We start from the raw sequence: 19277 nt of genomic DNA, 5'->3' as shown, positions 1-19277 counted from the left end.
GACCGGGGGCCGGGGCCGCACGGCGGCCGCTCGACGGCCGCACGTCACGGGCCGCCGTCCAGGGTCGCGCCATCACCCCCACGGGGGCCTCCACGGCCCGACGCCGCCCGCGACGGCTCCGGATCGAGCGCCGGCCCGTTCGCCGGGACCGGGGCCGCCACCTCCACCCAGAAGGACTTGCCCGCCTCCCTGGGGACGGCTCCCCACGCACGCGCGAGCCGGTCGATCACTATCAGGCCGTTGCCGCCCGGTTGGCCCGGCGCACCCCGTGGGCGGAAGACCGGAATCCGGCTGCTCCGGTCGTTCACCTCGATCCGTAGGTCTCCGGCCGTCCCGGTCTCCGCGCCGGTCTCCGTATCGTCGCTCCGCGGTTCGGCGGGGGCGAGCCGGATGACCAGCTCCGTGGGGCCGCCCGCGTGCAGGCAGGCGTTGGTCACGGCCTCCGAGACGATCAGGAGCACGTCCTCGATCGCGAAGTCCCGCTCCTCCGCCGTGAGGCCGGTGCCCTCCGGCGGACCGGGCCAGTCCCAGTCGGTGAGCGCCACCCGGCAGAAGTCACGGCACCGTGCGACCACCGACTCCCCGCTCCGCAGGACGAGCCGTCTGATCTGCCCCCTGGACCGGACCGGTTCACTCATCCCTGCCTCCACCGCGCCCGGTGCCGCGTCGCGTTCACGGGTGCTCCTCCTCGGCCAGGTCCGCGGGCAGCTCGTCGTACACCGTGAAGACCGCCACGACGCCGGTGATGTCGAAGGCCCGGGCGACGGGCGGGCGCAGCGCGGCGAGTTCCAGCCGGCTGCCGGACTCCATCGCGTCCAGTCGTGTCGTGAGCAGCAGATTGAGCCCGGTCGAGTCGCAGAACGTCAGTCGTCCGCAGTCCACGACTGTCCGTTCGGGATGCCGGTCCAGGGCCTCGGTCAGCGCCGTGCGCAGGGGCTCCTGCGTGTCGCGGTCGAGCTCCCCCGCCACCGTGACGACGGCCGTGGCGCCGCTCCACCGGACCCCGGCCGTCAGGCGTGGGCCGCCGAGCCCGGCGTCACCCGTCCCTGTCGCATCCCTTGGCATCCGGCACTCCGGTTCCCGTCGGCGCAGAATTCCGAGCTGTGGCCGACGATACGCCGAGGGCTCCGGGCACGGCGAGCGGAAGCCCTCCGGCCGCGTGGAGTACGCGCCGTGGTCGACCGAGCCGCCCGCGACCGGGCTGTCGTGTGATGCGACGAAGATCCGCGGCGGAACGGCTGCGACGGGCCGGGCAGGGAAGACGTGTCGTACGGCCCCGGCCCCGCGCGGGCCCCTCGAACCGGAACCGGAAGGTGAGACGGATGACTGACCGCGAGACCGGACGGGGGCTGGCCGAGGGGCGGCCGGATGGCCAGGAGAGCATGCGCGGAGGCGGGGAGACCGCGCGCGGAGGCGAGGAAACCGCTCGTCGAGGCGCGGGTGACGTGCGCGGCGACGAGGACGGAACGCGCGCGGGCGGGAAAGCCGCTCGCGGGCGCGACGAGACCGCGGACGAGCGTGCCGACCGGCAGTGGCAGGACCTCATGCAGGAGATCCGGGTGGTCCAGACCGGCGTCCAGATCCTCCTCGGCTTCCTCCTGACGGTGGTGTTCACTCCCCGGTACGAGAGCCTCGGGTCGGCCGACAAGGCGATCTACATCCTGACGGTGGTTCTCGGCTCGCTGGCCACCGGCGCGCTCATCGGCCCGGTCTCCTTCCACCGCCTCGTGGCCGGTCGGCGGATCAAACCCGCGGCGGTCATGTGGGCGTCCCGGCTGACCTTCATCGGGATCCTGCTCCTGGTCGCCACCCTCACCAGCGCGCTCATCCTCATCCTCCGCGTGGCGACCGACAACGCGATCGTGCCGTGGCTCGTGGCCGGGGTCCTGGTCTGGTACCTGCTGTGCTGGTTCGCCCTGCCGCTGTGGGCCCGCACCCGGCACACCGCGAAGAAGCAGGAGTGAGGGGAGTGCGGGGAGAGGCGGCGGGTATCCGCACCGGAGAACCGCTCGGCGCGTGAGCGAACCGAGCGGACCGGCGCATGCGGAAATCGGCGCAGGCGGGAAGGAGCACGTCATGCCTCGCGGATCCAGCCCGAAGCGGGAACGGCAGTACGAGCACATCAAGGAGAGCGCGGAGGAGCGCGGCGAGAGCGAGAAGCGCGCCAAGGAGATCGCCGCCCGCACCGTGAACAAGGAACGGGCCCGGCACGGCGAGGCCGAGACGTCGAGCCGGCTGTCCCGGGAGGACATGTCGTCCGGCGAGCGCGGTGGCCGGCGCTCTCACAGCGGCGCCCAGGGGCGCACGTACGACCAGCTCTACGAAGAGGCCAAGCGCCGTCATATCGACGGCCGCTCGAAGATGAACAAGGCACAGCTGTTGCGCGCCCTCGGCGGCGACGGCTGATCAGACGTCCTGGATACGCCGGAACGGGCGGTCCGCCTCCAGCGCGTACGCGACGTCCAGCAGCGTCCGTTCGCTGCCGGGGCGGCCGGAGAACATGACGCCGATGGGCAGCCCGTCCTCCGTGGCGCTCGCCGCGGGGACCGAGATCGACGGCGTCCCGACGACGTTGTTGACCGGTGTGAAGGCGACGTACGCGAGGATCCGCTCGACCAGCGTCGCGTACGGCACGGTCGGACTGAGGTGACCGATCCGCGGCGTGGTGTGCGCCAGTACGGGGGTGAGGACGAGGTCGAGTCCGCGGAACGCCGCCGCGTACGCCTCCCTCGTCCGCTTCAGCCTCCGCAGCACGCCCGGCGTGCGCCGCCAGCTCTTCACGTAGTCCTCGCGCAGTCCCCGGCTGAGGCCGTCCATCCGGTGCCGGTCGAAGTCCGGACCGAAGGTCCGGCCCGTGACGCCGATGAGGAACGACAGCATGCCCCAGTACGTGAGGAAGTCGTCGGTGAACCGCGGGTCGAGGCGGAGTTCGACCGGCTCCACGGTGTGGCCGAGCCGTTCGAGCGTCGCGACGGTGTCCATGACGGCCGCCCGGGTCGCGGGGTCGGCGTGGACACCGTTCGGTGAGTCGATCAGGAACCCGACGCGCAGGCGCCGTTCGGACGGTCCCTCGACCAGACCGAGGGGCGGCAGCTTCGGGTTCCGCCAGTGGGTCTCGGCGGCGGCGAGGAACGCGGCGGTGTCCCGTACCGAACGGCTCACGATGCCGTCGGAGACGATGTCCAGGGGGAGTTGGCGGCTCTGCGGGTTCGTCACGACCCGGCCGCGGGTCGGCTTGAGGCCGACAAGACCGCAGCAGGCGGCGGGGATGCGGATCGACCCGCCGCCGTCGTTGGCGTGGGCGATCGGCACCGCGCCCGCGGCGACGAGCGCCGCGCTGCCGCCCGACGAACCGCCCGCCGAGCAGCCGGTGTTCCACGGGTTGCGGACCGGTTCGGCGGCCTCGTACTCCGTGGCGGGGCTGAATCCGAACTCGGGCAGCCGGGTCTTGCCGAGGACCGTGACGCCGCTGCTCAGGAGCTGGCGGGTGAAGGGCGCGTGACGCCGGGCGAGGCGCGGGGTGAAGGCCGCGCTGCCGTGACCGGTGGGCAGCCCCAGGTAGTCGGTGTTGTCCTTGACGAAGGTCGGCACTCCGGCGAAGGCGCCGGGGCCGGTGGCGAACGAGGGGGCGTCGATGTACACCTGGACCGCGTGGAGCCGGTCCTCGACCTCCCGCACGCGCGCGGCCGCGTCCCGGGCGACCTCGGCGGCGCTGACCTCGCCCCGCCGTATCGCCGCGGCCAGCCCGACGGCGTCGTGCTCGCCCAGCGCGTCGTCCCGGAAGGCGTGCACCGTGGCCCGTTCTTCGAAAGTCGTCACCGCTACCTCAGCCCCCGGCCGTGTGGATGGTTGCCGCCAGCATGCCCTACCAACCAGTAACACGCGAGTGGTCGGGCGAGTCGACCGCGGCCGCCGCGTGGACGCCCGCGCGGACCTCAGGAGAGCCGCCCGTCGCCTGACCACGAAGGAGAAAAGGAAAAAGGCAAGGAGCTGAAACGTCTCCTCGCCACTCTCAATGTATAGCGCACAGGGGGCCTTGCGGCAAGGCCCCCGTCGTGGTGCAGAATCTCCAGCCGTAGCCAGTGACCTGCGGAAATCAACGTTTTCGCAAGATCGATACGCTCTCGGGGCCAAGTGCCCCGCGACCGGCGGCTGGCTGGACGCAATCTAGCGAAACGGGGCGGTTCTCTTGTGTGACGTGATCGTGGTGGGCAGCGGCCCGACCGGCTTGATGCTGGCCGGAGAGCTGCGGCTGCACGGCGTCGACGTGCTCGTACTGGACAAGGAGGCGGAGCCGACCCGGCAGTCGCGCGCGCAGGGGCTGCACGTGCGCAGCATCGAGGTGATGGCCCAGCGCGGTCTGCTGGAGCGGTTCCTCGGGCTCGGGAACCAGATCGCGGTCGGAGGCTTCTTCGCGGGGCTCGGCAAGACCTGGCCGGAGGGCATGGACACGGCCCATTCGTACGTTCTCGCCATTCCGCAGCAGGTGACCGAGCGGCTGCTGACCGAGCACGCGACCGAGGTCGGAACCGAGATCCGCCGCGGCTGCGAGGTGGTCGGCCTGAGCCAGGACGCGGACGGCGTGACCGTCGAACTGGCCGACGGCGAGGAGCTCCGCGCGCGGTACGTCGTCGGCTGCGACGGCGGCCGCAGCGCGGTGCGCAAGCTGCTCGGCGTCGCGTTCCCCGGTGAGCCGTCCCGGGTGGAGACGCTGCTGGGCGAGATGGAGCTGACCGTCTCGCAGGAGGAGCTGACCGCGGTGATGACCGAGGTCCGCAAGACCCAACTGCGGTTCGGTGCCATGCCCCTGGGGGACGGGGTCTTCCGGGTCGTCGTGCCCGCCGAGGGGGTGGCCGAGGACCGCTCGACCGCGCCGACGCTCGACGAGTTCAAGGAGCAGCTGCGGGCGATCGCCGGGACGGACTTCGGTGCGCACTCGCCGCGTTGGCTCTCCCGGTTCGGCGACGCGACCCGGCAGGCCGAGCGGTACCGGGTCGACCGGGTGTTCCTCGCGGGCGACGCGGCACACATCCACCCGCCGACCGGCGGGCAGGGCCTCAACCTCGGTATCCAGGACGCGTTCAACCTGGGCTGGAAGCTGGCCGCCGCCGTCGCCGGCTGGGCGCCCGAGGGGCTTCTCGACAGCTACCACGCCGAGCGGCACCCGGTGGCCACGGACGTCCTGGACAACACCCGTGCCCAGATCCAGCTGATGTCGACCGAGCCCGGTGCGCAGGCGGTGCGCCGACTGCTCGCGGAACTCGTGGAGTTCGAGGACGTCAACCGGTACCTCATCGAGAAGATCACGGCGATCTCGGTGCGTTACGACTTCGGCGAGGGGAACGAACTCCTTGGCAAGCGGATGCGTGACCTGGAGCTGAAGCAGGGGCGTCTCTACGAGCGGATGCACGAGGGTCGCGGACTGCTCCTCGACCAGACCGGCCGGCTCTCGGTCGAGGGCTGGGCGGACCGGGTCGACCACGTCGTCCAGGTCAGCGGCGAACTCGACGTGCCCGCGGTCCTGTTGCGACCGGACGGCCATGTGGCCTGGGTCGGCGAGGACCAGCAGGAGCTGCTCGAACACCTGCCGACGTGGTTCGGCGCGGCCACGGGCTGAGCGCGCACGGGCGGGCTGCCCGAGGACATCCGACCGCTCGGCCGCCCTCTGCGGGGAAGTCGGCCGAGCGGTCGGACGCGACCGGTGCAGAATGGTGGCATGACCCTGGAGATCACCCCCGTACGGGTGTTGCGCGCCGGCGACACGCCGCATTCGGACGTACCGCCCGTCGCCGACGGAACCATGGCGCTCTGGCTGCTGCCCCTGGCGGAGGACCCGGGCGCACCCGCCCTTCTGGACGCCGAGGAGCGCCGACGGTGGCAGGCCCTGATACGGGCGGACCACCGGGCCCGGTACCTCGCCGCGCACGGCGGGCTGCGGCGTCTGCTCGGGCACTACCTGGGGGTACGGGCGGACAAGGTGGAGTTCTTCAGGGAGGACTGCCCCGTCTGCGCCGGTCCGCACGGCCGGCCGGCCGTGCGGGGCGGTGGGTTCCACTTCTCGCTCTCGCACAGCGGGGACCTGGCGCTCGTCGGTATCGCCGCGACGCCCGTGGGCGTGGACGTCGAGGAACACCCGGAGGCCGAGGTGTCGGACCTCGTGGCGGACAGCCTGCACCCGCGGGAGCGGGAGGAGTTCGCGCGGCTGCCCGCGGAGGACCGGCCGGCCGCGTTCGCGCAGTGCTGGGCGCGCAAGGAGGCCTATCTCAAGGGCACGGGAGAAGGGCTGGCCGGGGGCCTCGACCGTACGTACATGGGAATGGGTCCTGAGCCGGCCACCGTACCGGGCTGGTCGCTCGCCGACGTACGGGTCGCTCCTGCGTACGCGGCGGCGGTGGCGGTGGCTGTCGCGGAGCGGTAGGGACGGCCGCGCAACGTCACGCCACGTGGCCCGGCATGGCCTGGCGTGGCGCCGCGCTTGACCTTGACACGATGACAAGGTCTTGACTGCGGGCGAGGAGGTGGTCCCGATGACCATGACGACAGACGGCACGGACGCGGCGCGCGCTCTCCAGGGCCTGGAGGCCGGCAGCTCGTCGGTTCGACTGCGGGCAGCGCTCGCGGTCGGCACGGCCCCCGACCCCCGGTTCGTCGACAAGCTCGTCGAGCGCTGCGCGATCGAGCCCGACTTTCAGGTACGCGAGATGCTCACCTGGGCACTCACCCGGCACCCGCCGGCCCTCACGCTCCCGGGGCTACTCGGCGAGGTGCGCTCGGAGCGGGCGCAGGCACGGAGTCAGGCGCTGCACACGCTGTCCAAGATCGGGGACCGTCGGGCCTGGCCGGCGATCACGCGGGCGCTGCTGTCCGACGCCGACGACGAGGTGGCGCGGAGCGCGTGGCGGGCGGCGGGCGTACTGGTACCCGAAGAGGAGCGGGCCGAGCTGGCCGAGGTGCTGGCGACGCAGCTCGGGCGGGGCGGGCGGGAGACGCAGCTGAGCCTCAGCAGGGCGCTGATCGGCCTCGGCGAGGTGATCCTGCCGACGCTGAGCGCCGCGACGGGGAACGGCTCCCCCGGCGCGCGGCAGCATGCGCTCGCCACGGAACGACTGCTGCACGACCCGGACGCCGGATTCGCGTTCGCGATCGAGGAGGCGAAGCGTGTCGTCGCCCTCGGAACGACCAGCCAGGAGGAGCGGTAGCGCATGCTGATCGGCGACGTGGCACGGCGGTCCGGGGTCAGCGCCCGCATGCTCCGCCACTACGAGTCGCTGGGCCTGGTGCGGCCGACGGGCCGTACCGGCTCCGGCTACCGGGAGTACTCCGGCGAGGACATCCGGCGGATCTTCCACATCGAGAGCCTGAGGTCCCTGGGGCTGTCGCTGCGTGACGTGGGAAGCGCGCTTGACGATCCCGGCTTCACTCCCGCGAAGCTGGTCGAGGACCTCATCCGTGGGACGCGGGAACGCATCGCGGCCGAGACGGTGCTGCTCACACGACTGCGCCGGATCGGTGCCGCCGAGCCCGCGGGCTGGGAGGACGTCCTCCAGATCGTGGCACTCCTCCACGCCTTGGGGTCGGAGAGCGCGGGCAAGCGGCAGCGCGCGGCACTGTCCTCGGTCGAGGAGATCCCCGTACCGGTGGAGGCGCTGGTCGAGGCGGCCTTGAACGAGACGGACCCGAACGTCGCCGGAGCCCTGCGATGGGCCCTGGCACAGTCGGGTGACGGCGACGTGATCGCGCTCCTCGCGGAGGGCCTCGCCTCACCGGCGGCCGAGGTACGGGAACGTGCCGTGCAGGCCGTAGCCGAACTCACCGACGACGAGGCGACCGCGCTCCTGCGCGAGGCGCTCGCGACCACCGACCCCGCGGTCCGCAGGCACGCGGCGCTCGCGCTCGGGGCACGCGGAGAGGCCGAGGCGATCCCGACGCTCATCGACATGGTCACGGAGGAGACGAACGACGTCGACGCGGCCGACGCGCTGAGCGCACTGGCGAGCCGCCCCGACCGGGCCGACCGGATCACCACCGGTCTCGTCGCCCGCCTCGCGCACGACCCGGTCGATGCGGCGGCGCGCCGCAGGCTGACACAGGCACTGGCGGACATCCCGGGGAACAAGGCGTCGGACGCCCTGGAGGCGCTGTCGCACGACGAGGACCGCGCGGTGGCACTGACGGCGACGTACATCCTGACGCTGCGGGAGCCGCGCCCGGGAGCGTCGGGTCCTCGAGGGCCACGTCACGTCCCGAACTCCTGACGACGCGCCGCCGGCGCCCTCGACCGGGTCGACCGGCGTTCGAGAGGGCTATTCCTGGACGTGTGCACGGCAGAACGTGCGAACCGCGTCCGTGAAGGCCTCCGGCGCCTCCAGGTTGCTCATGTGGCCCACCCCGGGGATGACCACCAGCTCGGCGTGCGGGATGGCGTCCTGGAAGGCGTAGGCGACCTCCAGGGGCGAGCGGACGTCCAGCTCGCCCCAGAGCAGCAGGGTCGGCACCGTGATCCGGGGCAGCAGGTCCATCTCGTCGGCCTCGGCCATCAGCGACAGCTGCGCGGCCATGCTCTCCGGCCGGACATCGCGGCTCATGGCGTCCAGCACCGCCGTGAAGCGCTCCGGCGGACCGGCGGCGTAGAGCCCCGGCAGCGTGGCGTCGAACTCCTCCCGTGGCACCGCCAACATCCGCCGAGCCCCCTCGACGCGCGCAGCGACCTCCTCCGCGGGCAGCGAGCCCTTCCAGCCGGCGTACGTGTCGACCATCAGCAGCGAACGCACCAGGTCGGGCCGCCGCCGGTACAGCTCCAGGACCACCGTCCCGCCCCAGGACAGCCCGGCGACCTGCGCGGGCCCGAGCCCCACGTCCTCGATCACGGCGGCGAGCGCGTGCGCGAAGTCCTCGAGTCCGAAGCCGGCCGGCAGGGCGCCGGACCGCCCCGACCCCGGTTCGTCCCAGGCCACCACCGTGAACTCGCCGGCCAGCGCTTCGACCTGCGGCTGCCACATCCGCCCGTCGCTGCCGGCCCCGTGCACGAGCACCACGAGCGGCCCGCGCCCGTTCCGCGTATAGGCCACGTCGACGCCACCGACCCGCACCACTGCCATGCCTCCAGGCTAGGGGGTGTCATGCCGATCCGTCCCGAGCGCTCCACCGCTCGGGTCCACCCCTCAGGCGTCGGCGATCGTTCCCTCGTCGTCCTGCGCCGTCCAGGGCCACGTCGCCCGCAGGCCGGATTCGATGAGGGGGATCATTCGGAAGGCGGCGTCCGTCAGGCCGCCGAAGGTGTGGCGGTGGGGGCCCGTGGGGGCGTGGGCGGGGTGGTAGCCCGCCAGGTTCCAGGTGTAGACCGGGACCTCCGGCGGCACCGGTTCGGTGGCGCCTCCGGGGTGGTAGGGCGCGGCCTGCTCGTCGGTGACGATCAGGACCCTGTCGTGGCCCCGGTAGTGGTCTCGTAGGGCTTTCGTCGTGTGGGTGCCGCCCAGCCGGTGGAAGCGTTTCCGCACGTCCAGCACCGGTTCGCCCGGTGTGAACGGCACCTCCTTGCTGGTCCAGCCGAACTCCACCAGGTCCGCCTGTTCGGCCCGCAGGGCCAGCGCACAGCCGAACACGGCCGCCGCGGCCGCCCGGGTCAGTGTGGAGCGTTCCGAGACGGTGTCCCAGAACATCGAGTCCGAGCGGTCCACCAGGATCAGCGTCCGGCCGGACAGAGCCGGTACGTTGGCCAGGGAGTGGCCCAGTGCCTGTTCCAGCGCGGCCGCCCAGCGCCGCTTCGGCGCGTGTGTGCGCGCGGCCAGGTAGCGCATGGGGAACTGCCGGGACCTCGCGACCTCGTCGGCGTCCGAGATCCGGGCGGCGACGAGGGCGGCGGCCTCGGCCGAGATCTTCGCGGCGTCGAGGTTCCGCAGGTTCCGCAGCAGTGCCATGGGGCCCATCGAGGGGATCACTGCCTCCCACACGGCGGCGTCCAGCGGCCCGTGGAGCCAGCCCGCCAGGGCCTCCCAGGTCAGGCCGGCCGCGGCCAGCCGCGCGCTGCCGTCCGGCCCGGTCACCACGGCCCGCCGCTCGTCCACGGGCATTTCCATGAGGGCCCGGTGCGCGGTCAGCATGGTGTCGGAGGCCGGCGGGACGGCCGTCTCCGGGTGGTGGCGGCGGTCCAGGGCGTGCTGGAAGAGCCCGCCCTGCCACGGCTTCTCCGGGTCGGGTGAAGCGTGTACGAGGTTGAGCACGTCACCGAAGCGGAACGCGTGGGACGCGGTGTCGTACTTCAGCAGGGACCGCGACGAGTACAGCCTGCGTACGGCGTCGGCGATGCCCCGCTTCACGGGTTGCGGCACGTTCCGCCCGTACACCGTGGTCCAGTGGGCGAGCAGTTCTCCGGGCTCGTCGGCCCGCTGGAGCACCGCGTCGATCACGGACCGGTTGGACGGGCCGTCGGACGCCCCGGCCACGAGCCGGGCCCGTACGTACGCGGCGGCGCCCACCAGGGACGCCGTACGCATGTTGCCCTCGCCGCGCAGCCAGCGCAGCAGGCCGGCCGTCCATTCGGGGTCCTCGACGGCGAGTTCGCCGACGAGCCGGGCGTACCGCTCGTCGCGCTCCGTGCCGCTCTCGTAGAAGGTCCGCTGCGAGACGAAGTTGCCGACGGCCAGCAGGAAGAGCTCGTCACGGGGTTCCCTGGTGAAGGCCGGACCGCCCTCGTACGTGAGGAGCGGCCGTGCGACGGGCGCTTGGTGGACCTGCGGCGCGGGCATCGCGCGGGCGGCCGCCGCGACGTGCGGGGCCACGAGCATCTCGGACCACATCTTCGAGACGCGTCGGGTGTAGCGAGGCAGTGAATCCCCCCGGATCCAAAGGAAAGGAACGGACGGCCCCGGGAAGAGTCCACCGGGGCCGAGGCGCCACGCCCACCGAGATCGGAGGTGGCGGCGGCGTCACTTGGTTTTCGGAAGAAGTAGCCGCAGCCGAGCGCATCGGGGGCGCGGTCGCGGGACCAGCGTAGGCGGGCCGTCTGCCGCGCACCACCGATTAAACGCCGGTCAGGAGACGTCCTTGACGAACACCAGGCCGTCGCTGTCGGCCAGGTGGGCCGGGTCGAGCGGCGCGTAACCGAACCACGGGGAGGCGCGCGGCGCGGGCAGGGGCTCGCCGAGGGTGGCGGCCAGACCGCGGGCGTCGACGACCGAGCACTCCTCCGGGCCCGCGTACAGGAGTCCTTCGACGGTTTCCGCCGGTGGGACGTCCACTCCCCGGTGCCGGATCGTGCCGAGGGCCGTCGCCAGAAAGGCGTACTCATCGCCCAGTTGGGCGCTCACGATCGCGCCGGCGCTCCACCATTCGACCGGCAGGCCGCCCATCCGCATGCTGCTCCGGTGCCGCTGGAGATGGCCGTTGTGGGCATGGACCAGTACCGGGGACCGGTCGACGCGGGATGCGGGGGCGACGGCCCCGTCGGCACCGGCGAGCGCGAGGAGGTTGTCGGCCATCATCCGGTCCCTCAGGCTCACCAGTCGCGCCATGCGGCTCGGCGAGGTGTCGGCCATCCAGTAGTGGTACCGCAGCAGGCCGGTGGCGGTGCGACCGTACAGCCGCGCCCGGTCCCCGTCGTCCCGCCGGCCCCTCGCGACCGGGTGCGGTGTCCGTACGTCGAGCAGCCCCACCATGTCGTCGGCGAGCAGGCGCAGTTCCGTGGCCTCGGCCGACCGCCCCACCGACCGGGACGGGTCCCTCATCGCGGCGGGGTTCGTCCACCGGTCGTCGGGGCCGAGCAGGCGGTCGAGCGTTTCCGCCGTACAGATGGAGTCGAGCAGGTCCGTGTCCACCCGTGCCGAGAGGTGGCCGTGGAGTGCGGTGAGGGCCGCCCGAGGGCTCTCCGCCCCGGTGATCTCCAGCGGGCCGTCGAAGCCCGCGAAGCGGAGCCGGTCGGAGGCCGGGCGGCCGTCGTTGAAGGCACGCATCCAGCGGACGAGCTCGCGGTTCGCGGCCGACGCGCCCCAACCGTGGCTGAATCCCCGCTCCATGACCTCGTCGAGGGTGCCGTCGCCCGTGGTGACGTAGTCGTCCACGAGCAGACCCCTCATGCAGTCGCTCTCGATCGTGATCGTCCGGTAGCCCTCCTGCTCGACGAGCTGCCGGAACAGTTCGTTGCGTACGTGGAGCAGCGCGTCCTCGCCGTGCGTGGGCTCACCCAGCGCGAGCAGCCGCGGCCTGCCCCGGAGCAGACCCATGACGGCGGCGGCCTCGACGGCATGGGTGACGTCCTTGATGTCGGTAGCCATGCCTTCAACGGTATCGTTGAGGACACGGTTGAGACTTTTGCGCGAAGGTGACGGGAGTATGGGACGAAACCTTCAAAGCCCGGGACACCTCCGGCCGGTCGACCTGGCGCGCGAGCACGGTCTGTCGACGCAGGCGATCCGCAATTACGAGGAGGCCGGCGCCCTTTCGGCCGCCGCGCGCACGCCCGCCGGATACCGCGGCTACACCTCGCTGCACGCGGGCGCGCTCCGCGCCTTCCTCGCGCTGCTGCCCGGTCACGGCCACCGGACGGCGACGGCGATCATGCGGGCGGTGAACGAGGGCGCGGCCGAGGAGGCGTTCCGTCTCATCGACGAGAGCCACGCCCTGCTCCTCGACGACCGCCGGACCCTCCGGGCCGTGGAGAACGCCCTCCGCGACCTGGAGCCCGGCGGCGCATCCACGGCCCGGCACACCGGCGCATCCACGACCCGGCCCAGCGGCACGTCCCATGCCCGGCCCACCGGCACGTCCCCCGGGCCCGGCGGCGTGCCCGTCGCGCCCGGCGGTACGTTCATCGGACCCCTCGCGGAGAAGCTCGGCATCCGGCCGGCGACGCTCCGGGCGTGGGAGCGTGCCGGCCTTGTGCGCCCGCGCCGCGATCCGCTCACCGGGTACCGCGTCTACGACGAGTCCGCCGTACGGGACGCCCGGCTGGTCCACCAACTCAGGCGTGGTGGCTATCTGTTGGAGCAGATCGCCCCGCTGATCACCCAGGTGCGGGCGGCCGGCGGTCTCGGGCCCCTGGAGGCCGCGCTCGGCGACTGGCGCGATCGGCTGTCCGCGCGCGGCCGGGCGATGCTGGCCGGGGCCGCCGCCCTGGAGGCGTACCTGCGCGAGCGCGACTGAGACCTCGGCGGCCGGCCACGGAGGACACGGGCCACGAGCCCGCGCACCCGCCGGTCACCGGTCGCCGTCACCACGCCCTACGCGGCCGGGCCGCCGCCGTCGGCGACGTAGCGGCGCAGGCCCGCGACCGAGACCTCTTCCAGGCTCTCCGCGAAGATCCGGCCCGGTCGCACGGGCACGGGCAGCATGGAGGGGACGACGAGGACCGTACAGCCCGCCGCGTCGGCCGAGGCGGCCCCGTCCGGGGAGTCCTCGACGGCGACGCACGCCGCGTCCGGTACGCCGAACCGGCGGGCGGCCGCGCGGTACGGGTCGGGGTGCGGCTTCGTCCGTACGGTGTCGTCGGCCGAGAGGGTGAAGGCGAAGGGGACGTGTGCGAGCGCACCTCCGATCACCGAGTCCACCACCGACCGCGGCGAGGCGCTCACCAGGGCGAACGGCACGCCTTCCGCCGCGAGTTCGGCCAGTAGCCGGTCCGCGCCGGGGCGCAGTGGCGCGCCCCGGTCGACCCGCTCCTGGAAGGCGGTGGTCAGTGCCGTCGCCACGCCGTCCGCGTCCGGGGTACCCGTCACGCGGACGAGGTGGGCGGCAGTGTCCTTGACGGCGCGTCCGACGACCTCGGGGGCGTCCGCGTCCGTCAGCCGGTGGCCGATCCGTGCGGCGATCTCCACCGTGGCCTCCCACCAGAGGACCTCGGTGTCGACCAGGGTGCCGTCCATGTCGAAGAGGACGGCGGCGAGTTCGGTCACCGCTCCGCCCTCGGCGCGACGAGCGCGGGGTGCGGGGCGAGGCCGAGGGTGACGCGGGCGCCGGGGGTGAGCGTGGTCGCCTCCCGGGAGGAGAGGTCCGCCTTGACGCGCGTACCGGCGTGGTCGAGGTGGACGCGGGTGACGGAGCCGAGGAAGGAGGTGGAGACGACGGTCGCGTCGCCGTCGGCGGCCTCGGTCACGGTGACGTTCTCGGGGCGGACCAGGACGTCGACCTCGCGGAGCTTCGGGGCCTCGCCGTCGACGGGCAGGCGGGTGCCCGCCACCTGGACCTCGCCGGAGTCCGTCAGGACGCCCGGGAGGCGGTTCATGGTGCCGACGAACTCGGCGACGAAGGGGGTCGCCGGGCGGCGGTAGAGCTCGGCCGGGGCGGCGCACTGCTCCAGCTTTCCGGCGTTGAGGACGGCGACGCGGTCCGCCATGGACAGCGCCTCCTCCTGGTCGTGGGTGACGAAGACGGTGGTGATGCCGAGCGACAGCTGGAGGCGGCGGATCTCCTCCCGCAGGCTGAGCCTGACCTTGGCGTCGAGCGCGGACAGCGGCTCGTCGAGGAGCAGGAAGCGGGGCCGCAGGGCGAGCGCCCGGGCGAGCGCCACGCGCTGCTGCTGGCCGCCCGACATCTGGTGCGGGTAGCGGTCGCCGTGCTGGGGCAGGCCGACGAGGTCGAGGAGTTCGGCGGCGCGGGCGCGCCGTTCGGCCGTCCTGACCTTCCGTACGCGCAGGCCGAAGGCGACGTTGTCGGCGGCCGTGAGGTTGGGGAAGAGACTGTACGACTGGAAGACCATGCCCGCGTCGCGGCGGTTGGCCGGGACCTGGGTGATGTCGGCGCCGTCGACGAGGACTTCGCCGGCGTCGGGTCGCTCGAAGCCGGCGAGGACGCGGAGCGCGGTGGTCTTGCCGCAGCCCGACGGGCCGAGAAGGGCGAGGAGTTCGCCGGGCTCGACGGTCAGGTCGAGTCCGTCGAGGGCGGTGGTGCTGCCGAACGTGCGGCGCAGGCCCCGGAATTCGACGCGCGCCCCGCCGACCGCGACCGGCTCGGTCCGCTCCGCTGTTGCTGTGGACGAGGACATGGGTCAGGACTCCTTGGGCGACGTGCGGGAGGTACGGGCGGATCGGGGGGTGCCGGGTGTGCCGGTCGGCGCCGTTCCGGCCCGGGAGAGGACGAGGAGCAGCAGCCAGGTGATGACCAGGCTGAGGAGGGACACGGCCACGGACATCCTCGCGTGGGCCCCGGAGATGGAGACGATCCACACCGCGAAGGGCTGGAAGCCGAGCAGCGAGGCGATGGTGAACTCGCCGAGGACCAGGGCCAGGGTGAGGAACGCGGCGCCCGCGAGCGAGGAGCGCAGGTTGGGCAGGATGACGCGGAACATCACGTACGGCCAGTTCGCCCCGCAGTTGCGCGCGGCCTCGACGAGCGTGGGGACGTCGACGGCGCGCAGTCCGGCGTCGAGGGACCGGTACACGAACGGCAGGGCCATCACCGTGTACGCGAGGACCAGGACGAAGGGGAAGCTCTCGTTCTGCACCGCGAGGAACGTCTGGTAGAGCGGCGTCCGCGAGAGGTGGTCGGGGCCCCAGCGCAGCACGGTGCTGATGCCGGTGACGAGCGCGATGGGCGGCACCACCAGCGGCAGCATGCACATGACCTCGACGACCGGCCGCAGCCGGGGCGCCCCGATCCGTACGGCCACCAGTGCGGGCACGGCGAGCAGCAGGGCGAGGGCGATCGTCGCGGCCGCCAGGCCGAGGGAGAGCAGCAGGCTCTCGGTGAAGCCGTCGGCGGCGAGCAGCGCGGTGTACGCCTCGAAGGAGATGCCCTGGCCGGGCGTGTGCACGGTGAAGACGAAGGAGGCGATCAGCGGGATGAGGAAGTAGGCGCCGCCGAGACCGAGGACGACTCCGCGCCAGACGCGTGGCCGGGGCCGCACCGGGGTGGCCGGTGGGGCCGGTGGGGACGGCTCCTTGCCGTGTTCCGGGGCGGCCTCCCGGGCGGTGGGGGTCATCGCAGCCATCGGGCGCTCCTGCGCTGGAGGGGGAGGTGGACGGCCATGACGAGTCCGGCGATGAGGATCATGTCGAGGCCGAGGGCGAGGGCGACGTTCTCCTGGCCGACGAGGACGTTCCCGGAGAGGGCGTCCGCGATCTTGAGCGTGACCAGGGGGACGGAGCCGCCGACGAGCGCCGCCGCGGTGGCGTGGGCGGCGAAGGCGCTGCCGAAGAGCAGGACGAACCCGCCGAGCAGGGACGGCGCGAGGACGGGGATGCCGACGTGGCGCCAGTACTGCCATCCGCCCGCGCCCGCGTTCTGCGCGGCCTCACGCCACTGGGGGCGCAGTCCGTCGAGCGCGGGGAGGATCACCAGGACCATGAGCGGGATGAGGAAGTAGAGGTAGACCACGGCGAGGCCGGTGAACGAGTACAGGTTCCAGCCGAGGCTGCTCAGGTCGGCGAGCTGGGTGACGACGCCGGAGATGCCGACGGTCGCGATGAACGCGAACGCGAGGGGGACGCCGCCGAAGTTGGCGAGGACCCCGGAGGCGGTCAGGACGGCGTTGCGCAGGGCCTGCGAGCGGGAGGTGACGACGGCCTGGGCGATGAGGACGCCGAGGACCGAGGCGATGAGCGCCGTGAGGGCGGAGAGCTGCACGCTGCCGAGGAGGGAGCCCAGGTAGGGGCCCTGGAGCGAGCGGCTCAGGTGCTCGCCGGTCAGGGCGGTGGCGCCGGTGCCGGGGTCGGTGCGGGTCACGGCGCCGTACAGGAGGGCGCCGAGCGGCAGGCCGAAGCACAGCCCGGTGAAGGCGACGAGGGGGAGCGCGGCGAGCCAGGTACGCGGACCGCGCCGCCGGCGGCGGGTGCCGCCGGCGGTTTCCCCGGCGGGAACGGTCCCCGCGGCGGGCGTGACTCCCGCGGCGGGGGCGGTTCCCTCGGCGGGGGCGGTTCCCTCGGCGGGGGCGGTTCCCTCGGCGGGGGCGGTTCCCTCGGCGGGGGCGGTTCCCTCGGCGGGGGCGGTTCCCTCGGTGGGGGCGGTTCCCTCGGTGGGGGTGGGGGAGGCGGAGGACATCAGGAGAGGGCCTTGTCCCACTTCTCGGCGAGGGTGGCCTTGGCCTTGTCGAGCTCGGCGGAGGCAGGGAAGGCGGGGGTGCCGGTGACGGCGGGCAGCTTGGCGACGAAGGCCTTGTCGGCGGTTCCGTCGGCGGTCATGGCCGGGAGCAGCACCGGGCGGGCGTACCCCTTGAGCCAGAGGTTCTGACCCTCGGCGCTGTAGAGGTACTCCATCCACAGGCGGGCGGCCGCGGGGTGCGGGGCGTCCTTGTTGATGGCCTGCGAGTAGAACTGGGCGTAGACGCCGTCGGTGGGCACGGCGACCTGCCAGTCGACGCCCTTGTCCTTGAACTGGTCGGCGTAGCCGGCGTTCAGGTAGTCCCAGTCGATGCTGATGGGCGTCTCGCCCTTCTCCACCGTGGCGGGGGTGGACTCGACGGGGATGAAGTTGCCGCTCTTCTTCAGCTTGCCGAAGAAGTCGATGCCGGGCTGGATGTCGGCGAAGGAGCCCTTGTTGGCGAGGGCCGCCGCGTACACGCCGCCGAAGGCGGAGCCGGACTTGGTCGGGTTGCCGTTGAGGGCGACCTTGCCCTTGTACTCCGGCTCGAGCAGGTCCGCGAAGGTCTTCGGGCAGTTCGGGATGCGCTTGGCGTCGCAGCCGATGGAGACGTAGCCGCCGTAGTCGTTGTACCAGCGGCCGGCCTCGTCCTTCTGGGCGGCGGGGATCTTGTCCCAGGCCTCGACCTTGTACGGGGCGAAGAGGCCCTCCTCGGCGCCGCTGCGGGCGAAGGCGATGCCGAGGTCGAGGACGTCGGGGGCGCGCTTCTGGCCCTTGCGGGACTTGACGGCGGCGATCTCGTCGGCGCTGGCGGCGTCCGGGTTCTCGCTCTCGATCTCGATGCCGTACGTGGTCTCGAAGGTCTTGATCAGCTCGCCGTAGTTGGCCCAGTCCGGCGGGAGCGCGATGACGTGGAGCGCGCCTTCCCGCTTGGCCGCCTCGACGAGGGCGTCCATGCCGCCGAAGTCCTTGGCCGACGCCGCGGTGGCCGCCTTCGCACCGTCGCCGTCGGCCCCGGCCGCGCCCTCGGGTGCGGCGCCGCAGGCGGTGGCGGTGGTCAGGACGGCGGCGCCGAGCAGCACGGCGGCACCGCGGAGGGGGGTTCTGCGCACGGGTTCTCCCAGAGGCGAGTGAAGGAACTTGTCTGAACAAGCCGCCCTTAGTTCGCCCTTACATCCTGTCCGCGGAGTGAACGGAACATGACCGGCTCCGGGCGTCTCCCGGAAGAGCCGGATGCAGTGAACACCAGGTGAATGCAGTGAACTTGGCCCCCGGGGAACTCACCGCGGGGCCGCCCGGTCAGGCTAGGCTGACCCCTGCACAGCACACGCTGTGACCAGCTGTGCACAGCCACGCGCGAGAAGGGGGACAGCCGTGACGGCGCTCTACGTGGAGATCGCGGAGGGACTCCGCCGCTCGATCCTCAGCGGCGAGTACGCCGTCGGAGCCCGCCTGCCCTCCGAGAGCGACCTCGCCGCCCGCTGGGCCGCCTCGCGCGGCACGGTACGCCAGGCCGTCGCCCTGCTCACCTCCGAAGGGCTCATCGGCTCACGCCAGGGGGCCCGCCGCATCGTCCTCCGCAGGGAGCGCCGGCACAGCTTCGCCGAGCTCCACAGCTTCGCCCAGTGGGCACGGGTCATGGGCTACCGGGCGACCAGTCGCTTCCTCCACCGGGAACGGCGTACGGCCACGCCCGAGGAGGCACGCCGGCTCGTCCTGCCGGAGGGCGACGGAGTCCTGGACGTCCTGCGCCTGCGTCTCCTGGACGGCGAACCCGTGATGGTGGAACGTACGGCGTACGCGGGCTGGGTCGCGCCCACGGTCGAGGCGCTGCCCGTCGACTGCGCCTCGATCATGGACAGCATGGCGGAGGAGGCCGGAATCATCGCCCACTACGGCGAGCACCTCATCGACGCCGTCCCCGCCGGCAGCGACGACGCCCGGCTCCTCGGGGTCCGCAGGGGAAGCCCGCTCCTGCGCCAGCGGCACCTGACCAGCAACCCGGACGGCCGCCCGATCGAATGGACCGAGGACCGCTACCGTGCGGGCAGTGTGACGTTCAACGTGAGCAACTCGGTGGGGACGGCGCCGCTCGTGCGGGACCCGGGCTCGCTGCTGATGTGAAACGACGAAGTGGTGGCCGAGATCGCTCTCGACCACCACTTCGCACGACGAGTCGTCGTGTCCGAGGGGGGACTTGAACCCCCACGCCCGATAAAGGGCACTAGCACCTCAAGCTAGCGCGTCTGCCATTCCGCCACCCGGACAAG

Annotated in this window: 19 protein-coding genes and 1 tRNA gene; 8 read left to right on the top strand and 12 right to left on the bottom strand. The window is 72.7% G+C overall.

Annotated elements, in window-relative coordinates; translation table 11 throughout:
* Window positions 1–44 precede the first annotated feature (44 nt).
* A complete protein-coding gene (locus N5875_RS34835) occupies window positions 45–638 on the bottom strand; it encodes an ATP-binding protein (RefSeq protein WP_318211477.1) in 594 nt (197 codons plus the stop codon).
* A 34-nt stretch (window positions 639–672) separates the two neighbouring features.
* Entirely contained in the window at window positions 673–1065 is a 393-nt protein-coding gene (locus N5875_RS34830) for an STAS domain-containing protein (RefSeq protein WP_318211476.1), read from the bottom strand.
* 257 nt (window positions 1066–1322) lie between these two features.
* Here N5875_RS34830 and N5875_RS34825 point away from each other — a divergent pair, with 257 nt between their 5' ends.
* Together N5875_RS34825 and N5875_RS34820 are read left to right on the top strand one after the other, a co-directional pair.
* Window positions 1323–1964, top strand: a complete 642-nt coding sequence (locus N5875_RS34825) for a DUF6328 family protein (protein ID WP_338498270.1) — start codon at window positions 1323–1325, stop codon at window positions 1962–1964.
* Between the two features lie 112 nt (window positions 1965–2076).
* Entirely contained in the window at window positions 2077–2406 is a 330-nt protein-coding gene (locus N5875_RS34820; RefSeq protein ID WP_318211474.1) for a plasmid stabilization protein, read from the top strand.
* Here the strand turns inward: N5875_RS34820 and N5875_RS34815 are convergent, their stop codons facing one another.
* A complete protein-coding gene (locus N5875_RS34815) occupies window positions 2407–3819 on the bottom strand; it encodes an amidase (protein ID WP_338498268.1) in 1413 nt (470 codons plus the stop codon).
* 370 nt (window positions 3820–4189) lie between these two features.
* Here N5875_RS34815 and rox point away from each other — a divergent pair, with 370 nt between their 5' ends.
* The 4 genes from rox to N5875_RS34795 all read left to right on the top strand — a co-directional run bounded on the left by rox (window position 4190) and on the right by N5875_RS34795 (window position 8255).
* Entirely contained in the window at window positions 4190–5617 is a 1428-nt protein-coding gene (gene rox, locus N5875_RS34810; RefSeq protein ID WP_338498266.1) for a rifampin monooxygenase, read from the top strand.
* Between the two features lie 99 nt (window positions 5618–5716).
* On the top strand, window positions 5717–6418 hold the full coding sequence (locus tag N5875_RS34805) for a 4'-phosphopantetheinyl transferase superfamily protein (RefSeq protein ID WP_338498263.1): 702 nt from the start codon (window positions 5717–5719) through the stop codon (window positions 6416–6418).
* 109 nt (window positions 6419–6527) lie between these two features.
* Window positions 6528–7199 carry a HEAT repeat domain-containing protein gene (locus N5875_RS34800; protein WP_338498261.1) on the top strand — a complete coding sequence of 224 codons (672 nt, stop codon included), beginning with the start codon at window positions 6528–6530 and terminating at the stop codon, window positions 7197–7199.
* A 3-nt stretch (window positions 7200–7202) separates the two neighbouring features.
* Window positions 7203–8255: a HEAT repeat domain-containing protein gene (locus N5875_RS34795; RefSeq protein WP_318211469.1), complete on the top strand. Its 1053-nt coding sequence runs from the start codon at window positions 7203–7205 to the stop codon at window positions 8253–8255.
* A 48-nt stretch (window positions 8256–8303) separates the two neighbouring features.
* Here the strand turns inward: N5875_RS34795 and N5875_RS34790 are convergent, their stop codons facing one another.
* From N5875_RS34790 to N5875_RS34780, 3 genes are all read right to left on the bottom strand, one after another.
* Complete coding sequence (locus N5875_RS34790) at window positions 8304–9098, bottom strand: alpha/beta hydrolase (RefSeq protein WP_318211468.1); 795 nt, start codon at window positions 9096–9098, stop codon at window positions 8304–8306.
* A gap of 63 nt (window positions 9099–9161) precedes the next feature.
* Window positions 9162–10745 carry a TROVE domain-containing protein gene (locus tag N5875_RS34785; RefSeq protein WP_338499357.1) on the bottom strand — a complete coding sequence of 528 codons (1584 nt, stop codon included), beginning with the start codon at window positions 10743–10745 and terminating at the stop codon, window positions 9162–9164.
* A gap of 285 nt (window positions 10746–11030) precedes the next feature.
* Window positions 11031–12269 carry an erythromycin esterase family protein gene (locus N5875_RS34780; protein ID WP_338498258.1) on the bottom strand — a complete coding sequence of 413 codons (1239 nt, stop codon included), beginning with the start codon at window positions 12267–12269 and terminating at the stop codon, window positions 11031–11033.
* A 58-nt stretch (window positions 12270–12327) separates the two neighbouring features.
* On the opposite strand from N5875_RS34780, the gene N5875_RS34775 reads away from it, so the two are divergent.
* Window positions 12328–13137, top strand: a complete 810-nt coding sequence (locus N5875_RS34775; protein WP_338498257.1) for a TioE family transcriptional regulator — start codon at window positions 12328–12330, stop codon at window positions 13135–13137.
* A 77-nt stretch (window positions 13138–13214) separates the two neighbouring features.
* On the opposite strand, the gene N5875_RS34770 is transcribed toward N5875_RS34775, so the two are convergent.
* From N5875_RS34770 to N5875_RS34750, 5 genes are read right to left on the bottom strand one after another with little or no spacing between them, the layout of a single operon-like run.
* Entirely contained in the window at window positions 13215–13886 is a 672-nt protein-coding gene (locus tag N5875_RS34770) for an HAD family phosphatase (protein ID WP_338498256.1), read from the bottom strand.
* A complete protein-coding gene (locus tag N5875_RS34765) occupies window positions 13883–14974 on the bottom strand; it encodes an ABC transporter ATP-binding protein (RefSeq protein ID WP_338498254.1) in 1092 nt (363 codons plus the stop codon). The genes N5875_RS34770 and N5875_RS34765 overlap by 4 nt, the downstream gene beginning before the upstream one ends.
* Before the next feature lie 3 nt (window positions 14975–14977).
* Window positions 14978–15919 (bottom strand): ABC transporter permease subunit, encoded by a 942-nt coding sequence (locus N5875_RS34760; RefSeq protein WP_338498251.1) that lies wholly within the window; start codon window positions 15917–15919, stop codon window positions 14978–14980.
* Window positions 15907–16968: an ABC transporter permease subunit gene (locus N5875_RS34755; protein ID WP_338498249.1), complete on the bottom strand. Its 1062-nt coding sequence runs from the start codon at window positions 16966–16968 to the stop codon at window positions 15907–15909. The genes N5875_RS34760 and N5875_RS34755 overlap by 13 nt, the downstream gene beginning before the upstream one ends.
* Complete coding sequence (locus N5875_RS34750; protein ID WP_318211645.1) at window positions 16968–18086, bottom strand: extracellular solute-binding protein; 1119 nt, start codon at window positions 18084–18086, stop codon at window positions 16968–16970. The genes N5875_RS34755 and N5875_RS34750 overlap by 1 nt, the downstream gene beginning before the upstream one ends.
* Before the next feature lie 295 nt (window positions 18087–18381).
* Between N5875_RS34750 and N5875_RS34745 the strand changes: the two genes are divergently transcribed.
* Window positions 18382–19131: a GntR family transcriptional regulator gene (locus N5875_RS34745; protein WP_338498246.1), complete on the top strand. Its 750-nt coding sequence runs from the start codon at window positions 18382–18384 to the stop codon at window positions 19129–19131.
* A 58-nt stretch (window positions 19132–19189) separates the two neighbouring features.
* On the opposite strand, the gene N5875_RS34740 is transcribed toward N5875_RS34745, so the two are convergent.
* Window positions 19190–19274 (bottom strand) — tRNA-Leu (locus N5875_RS34740).
* Window positions 19275–19277 lie beyond the last annotated feature (3 nt).

Source organism: Streptomyces sp. SJL17-4 (assembly GCF_036826855.1).
Classification (GTDB): domain Bacteria; phylum Actinomycetota; class Actinomycetes; order Streptomycetales; family Streptomycetaceae; genus Streptomyces.
Note: the sequence above shows the minus strand (reverse complement) of the source record. Positions and strands in the feature narration are given on the sequence as shown.

Excerpts from the sequence above, each read along its gene's own strand:
- N5875_RS34825 (WP_338498270.1), top strand. The coding sequence starts at position 1,323 with ATGACTGACCGCGAGACCGGACGGGGGCTGGCCGAGGGGCGGCCGGAT.
- N5875_RS34790 (WP_318211468.1), bottom strand. The coding sequence starts at position 9,098 with ATGGCAGTGGTGCGGGTCGGTGGCGTCGACGTGGCCTATACGCGGAAC.
- N5875_RS34765 (WP_338498254.1), bottom strand. The coding sequence starts at position 14,974 with ATGTCCTCGTCCACAGCAACAGCGGAGCGGACCGAGCCGGTCGCGGTC.
- N5875_RS34780 (WP_338498258.1), bottom strand. The coding sequence starts at position 12,269 with ATGGCTACCGACATCAAGGACGTCACCCATGCCGTCGAGGCCGCCGCC.
- N5875_RS34800 (WP_338498261.1), top strand. The coding sequence starts at position 6,528 with ATGACCATGACGACAGACGGCACGGACGCGGCGCGCGCTCTCCAGGGC.
- N5875_RS34785 (WP_338499357.1), bottom strand. The coding sequence starts at position 10,745 with ATGCCCGCGCCGCAGGTCCACCAAGCGCCCGTCGCACGGCCGCTCCTC.
- N5875_RS34830 (WP_318211476.1), bottom strand. The coding sequence starts at position 1,065 with ATGCCAAGGGATGCGACAGGGACGGGTGACGCCGGGCTCGGCGGCCCA.
- N5875_RS34835 (WP_318211477.1), bottom strand. The coding sequence starts at position 638 with ATGAGTGAACCGGTCCGGTCCAGGGGGCAGATCAGACGGCTCGTCCTG.
- N5875_RS34775 (WP_338498257.1), top strand. The coding sequence starts at position 12,328 with ATGGGACGAAACCTTCAAAGCCCGGGACACCTCCGGCCGGTCGACCTG.
- N5875_RS34755 (WP_338498249.1), bottom strand. The coding sequence starts at position 16,968 with ATGTCCTCCGCCTCCCCCACCCCCACCGAGGGAACCGCCCCCACCGAG.
- N5875_RS34760 (WP_338498251.1), bottom strand. The coding sequence starts at position 15,919 with ATGGCTGCGATGACCCCCACCGCCCGGGAGGCCGCCCCGGAACACGGC.
- N5875_RS34820 (WP_318211474.1), top strand. The coding sequence starts at position 2,077 with ATGCCTCGCGGATCCAGCCCGAAGCGGGAACGGCAGTACGAGCACATC.
- N5875_RS34805 (WP_338498263.1), top strand. The coding sequence starts at position 5,717 with ATGACCCTGGAGATCACCCCCGTACGGGTGTTGCGCGCCGGCGACACG.
- N5875_RS34795 (WP_318211469.1), top strand. The coding sequence starts at position 7,203 with ATGCTGATCGGCGACGTGGCACGGCGGTCCGGGGTCAGCGCCCGCATG.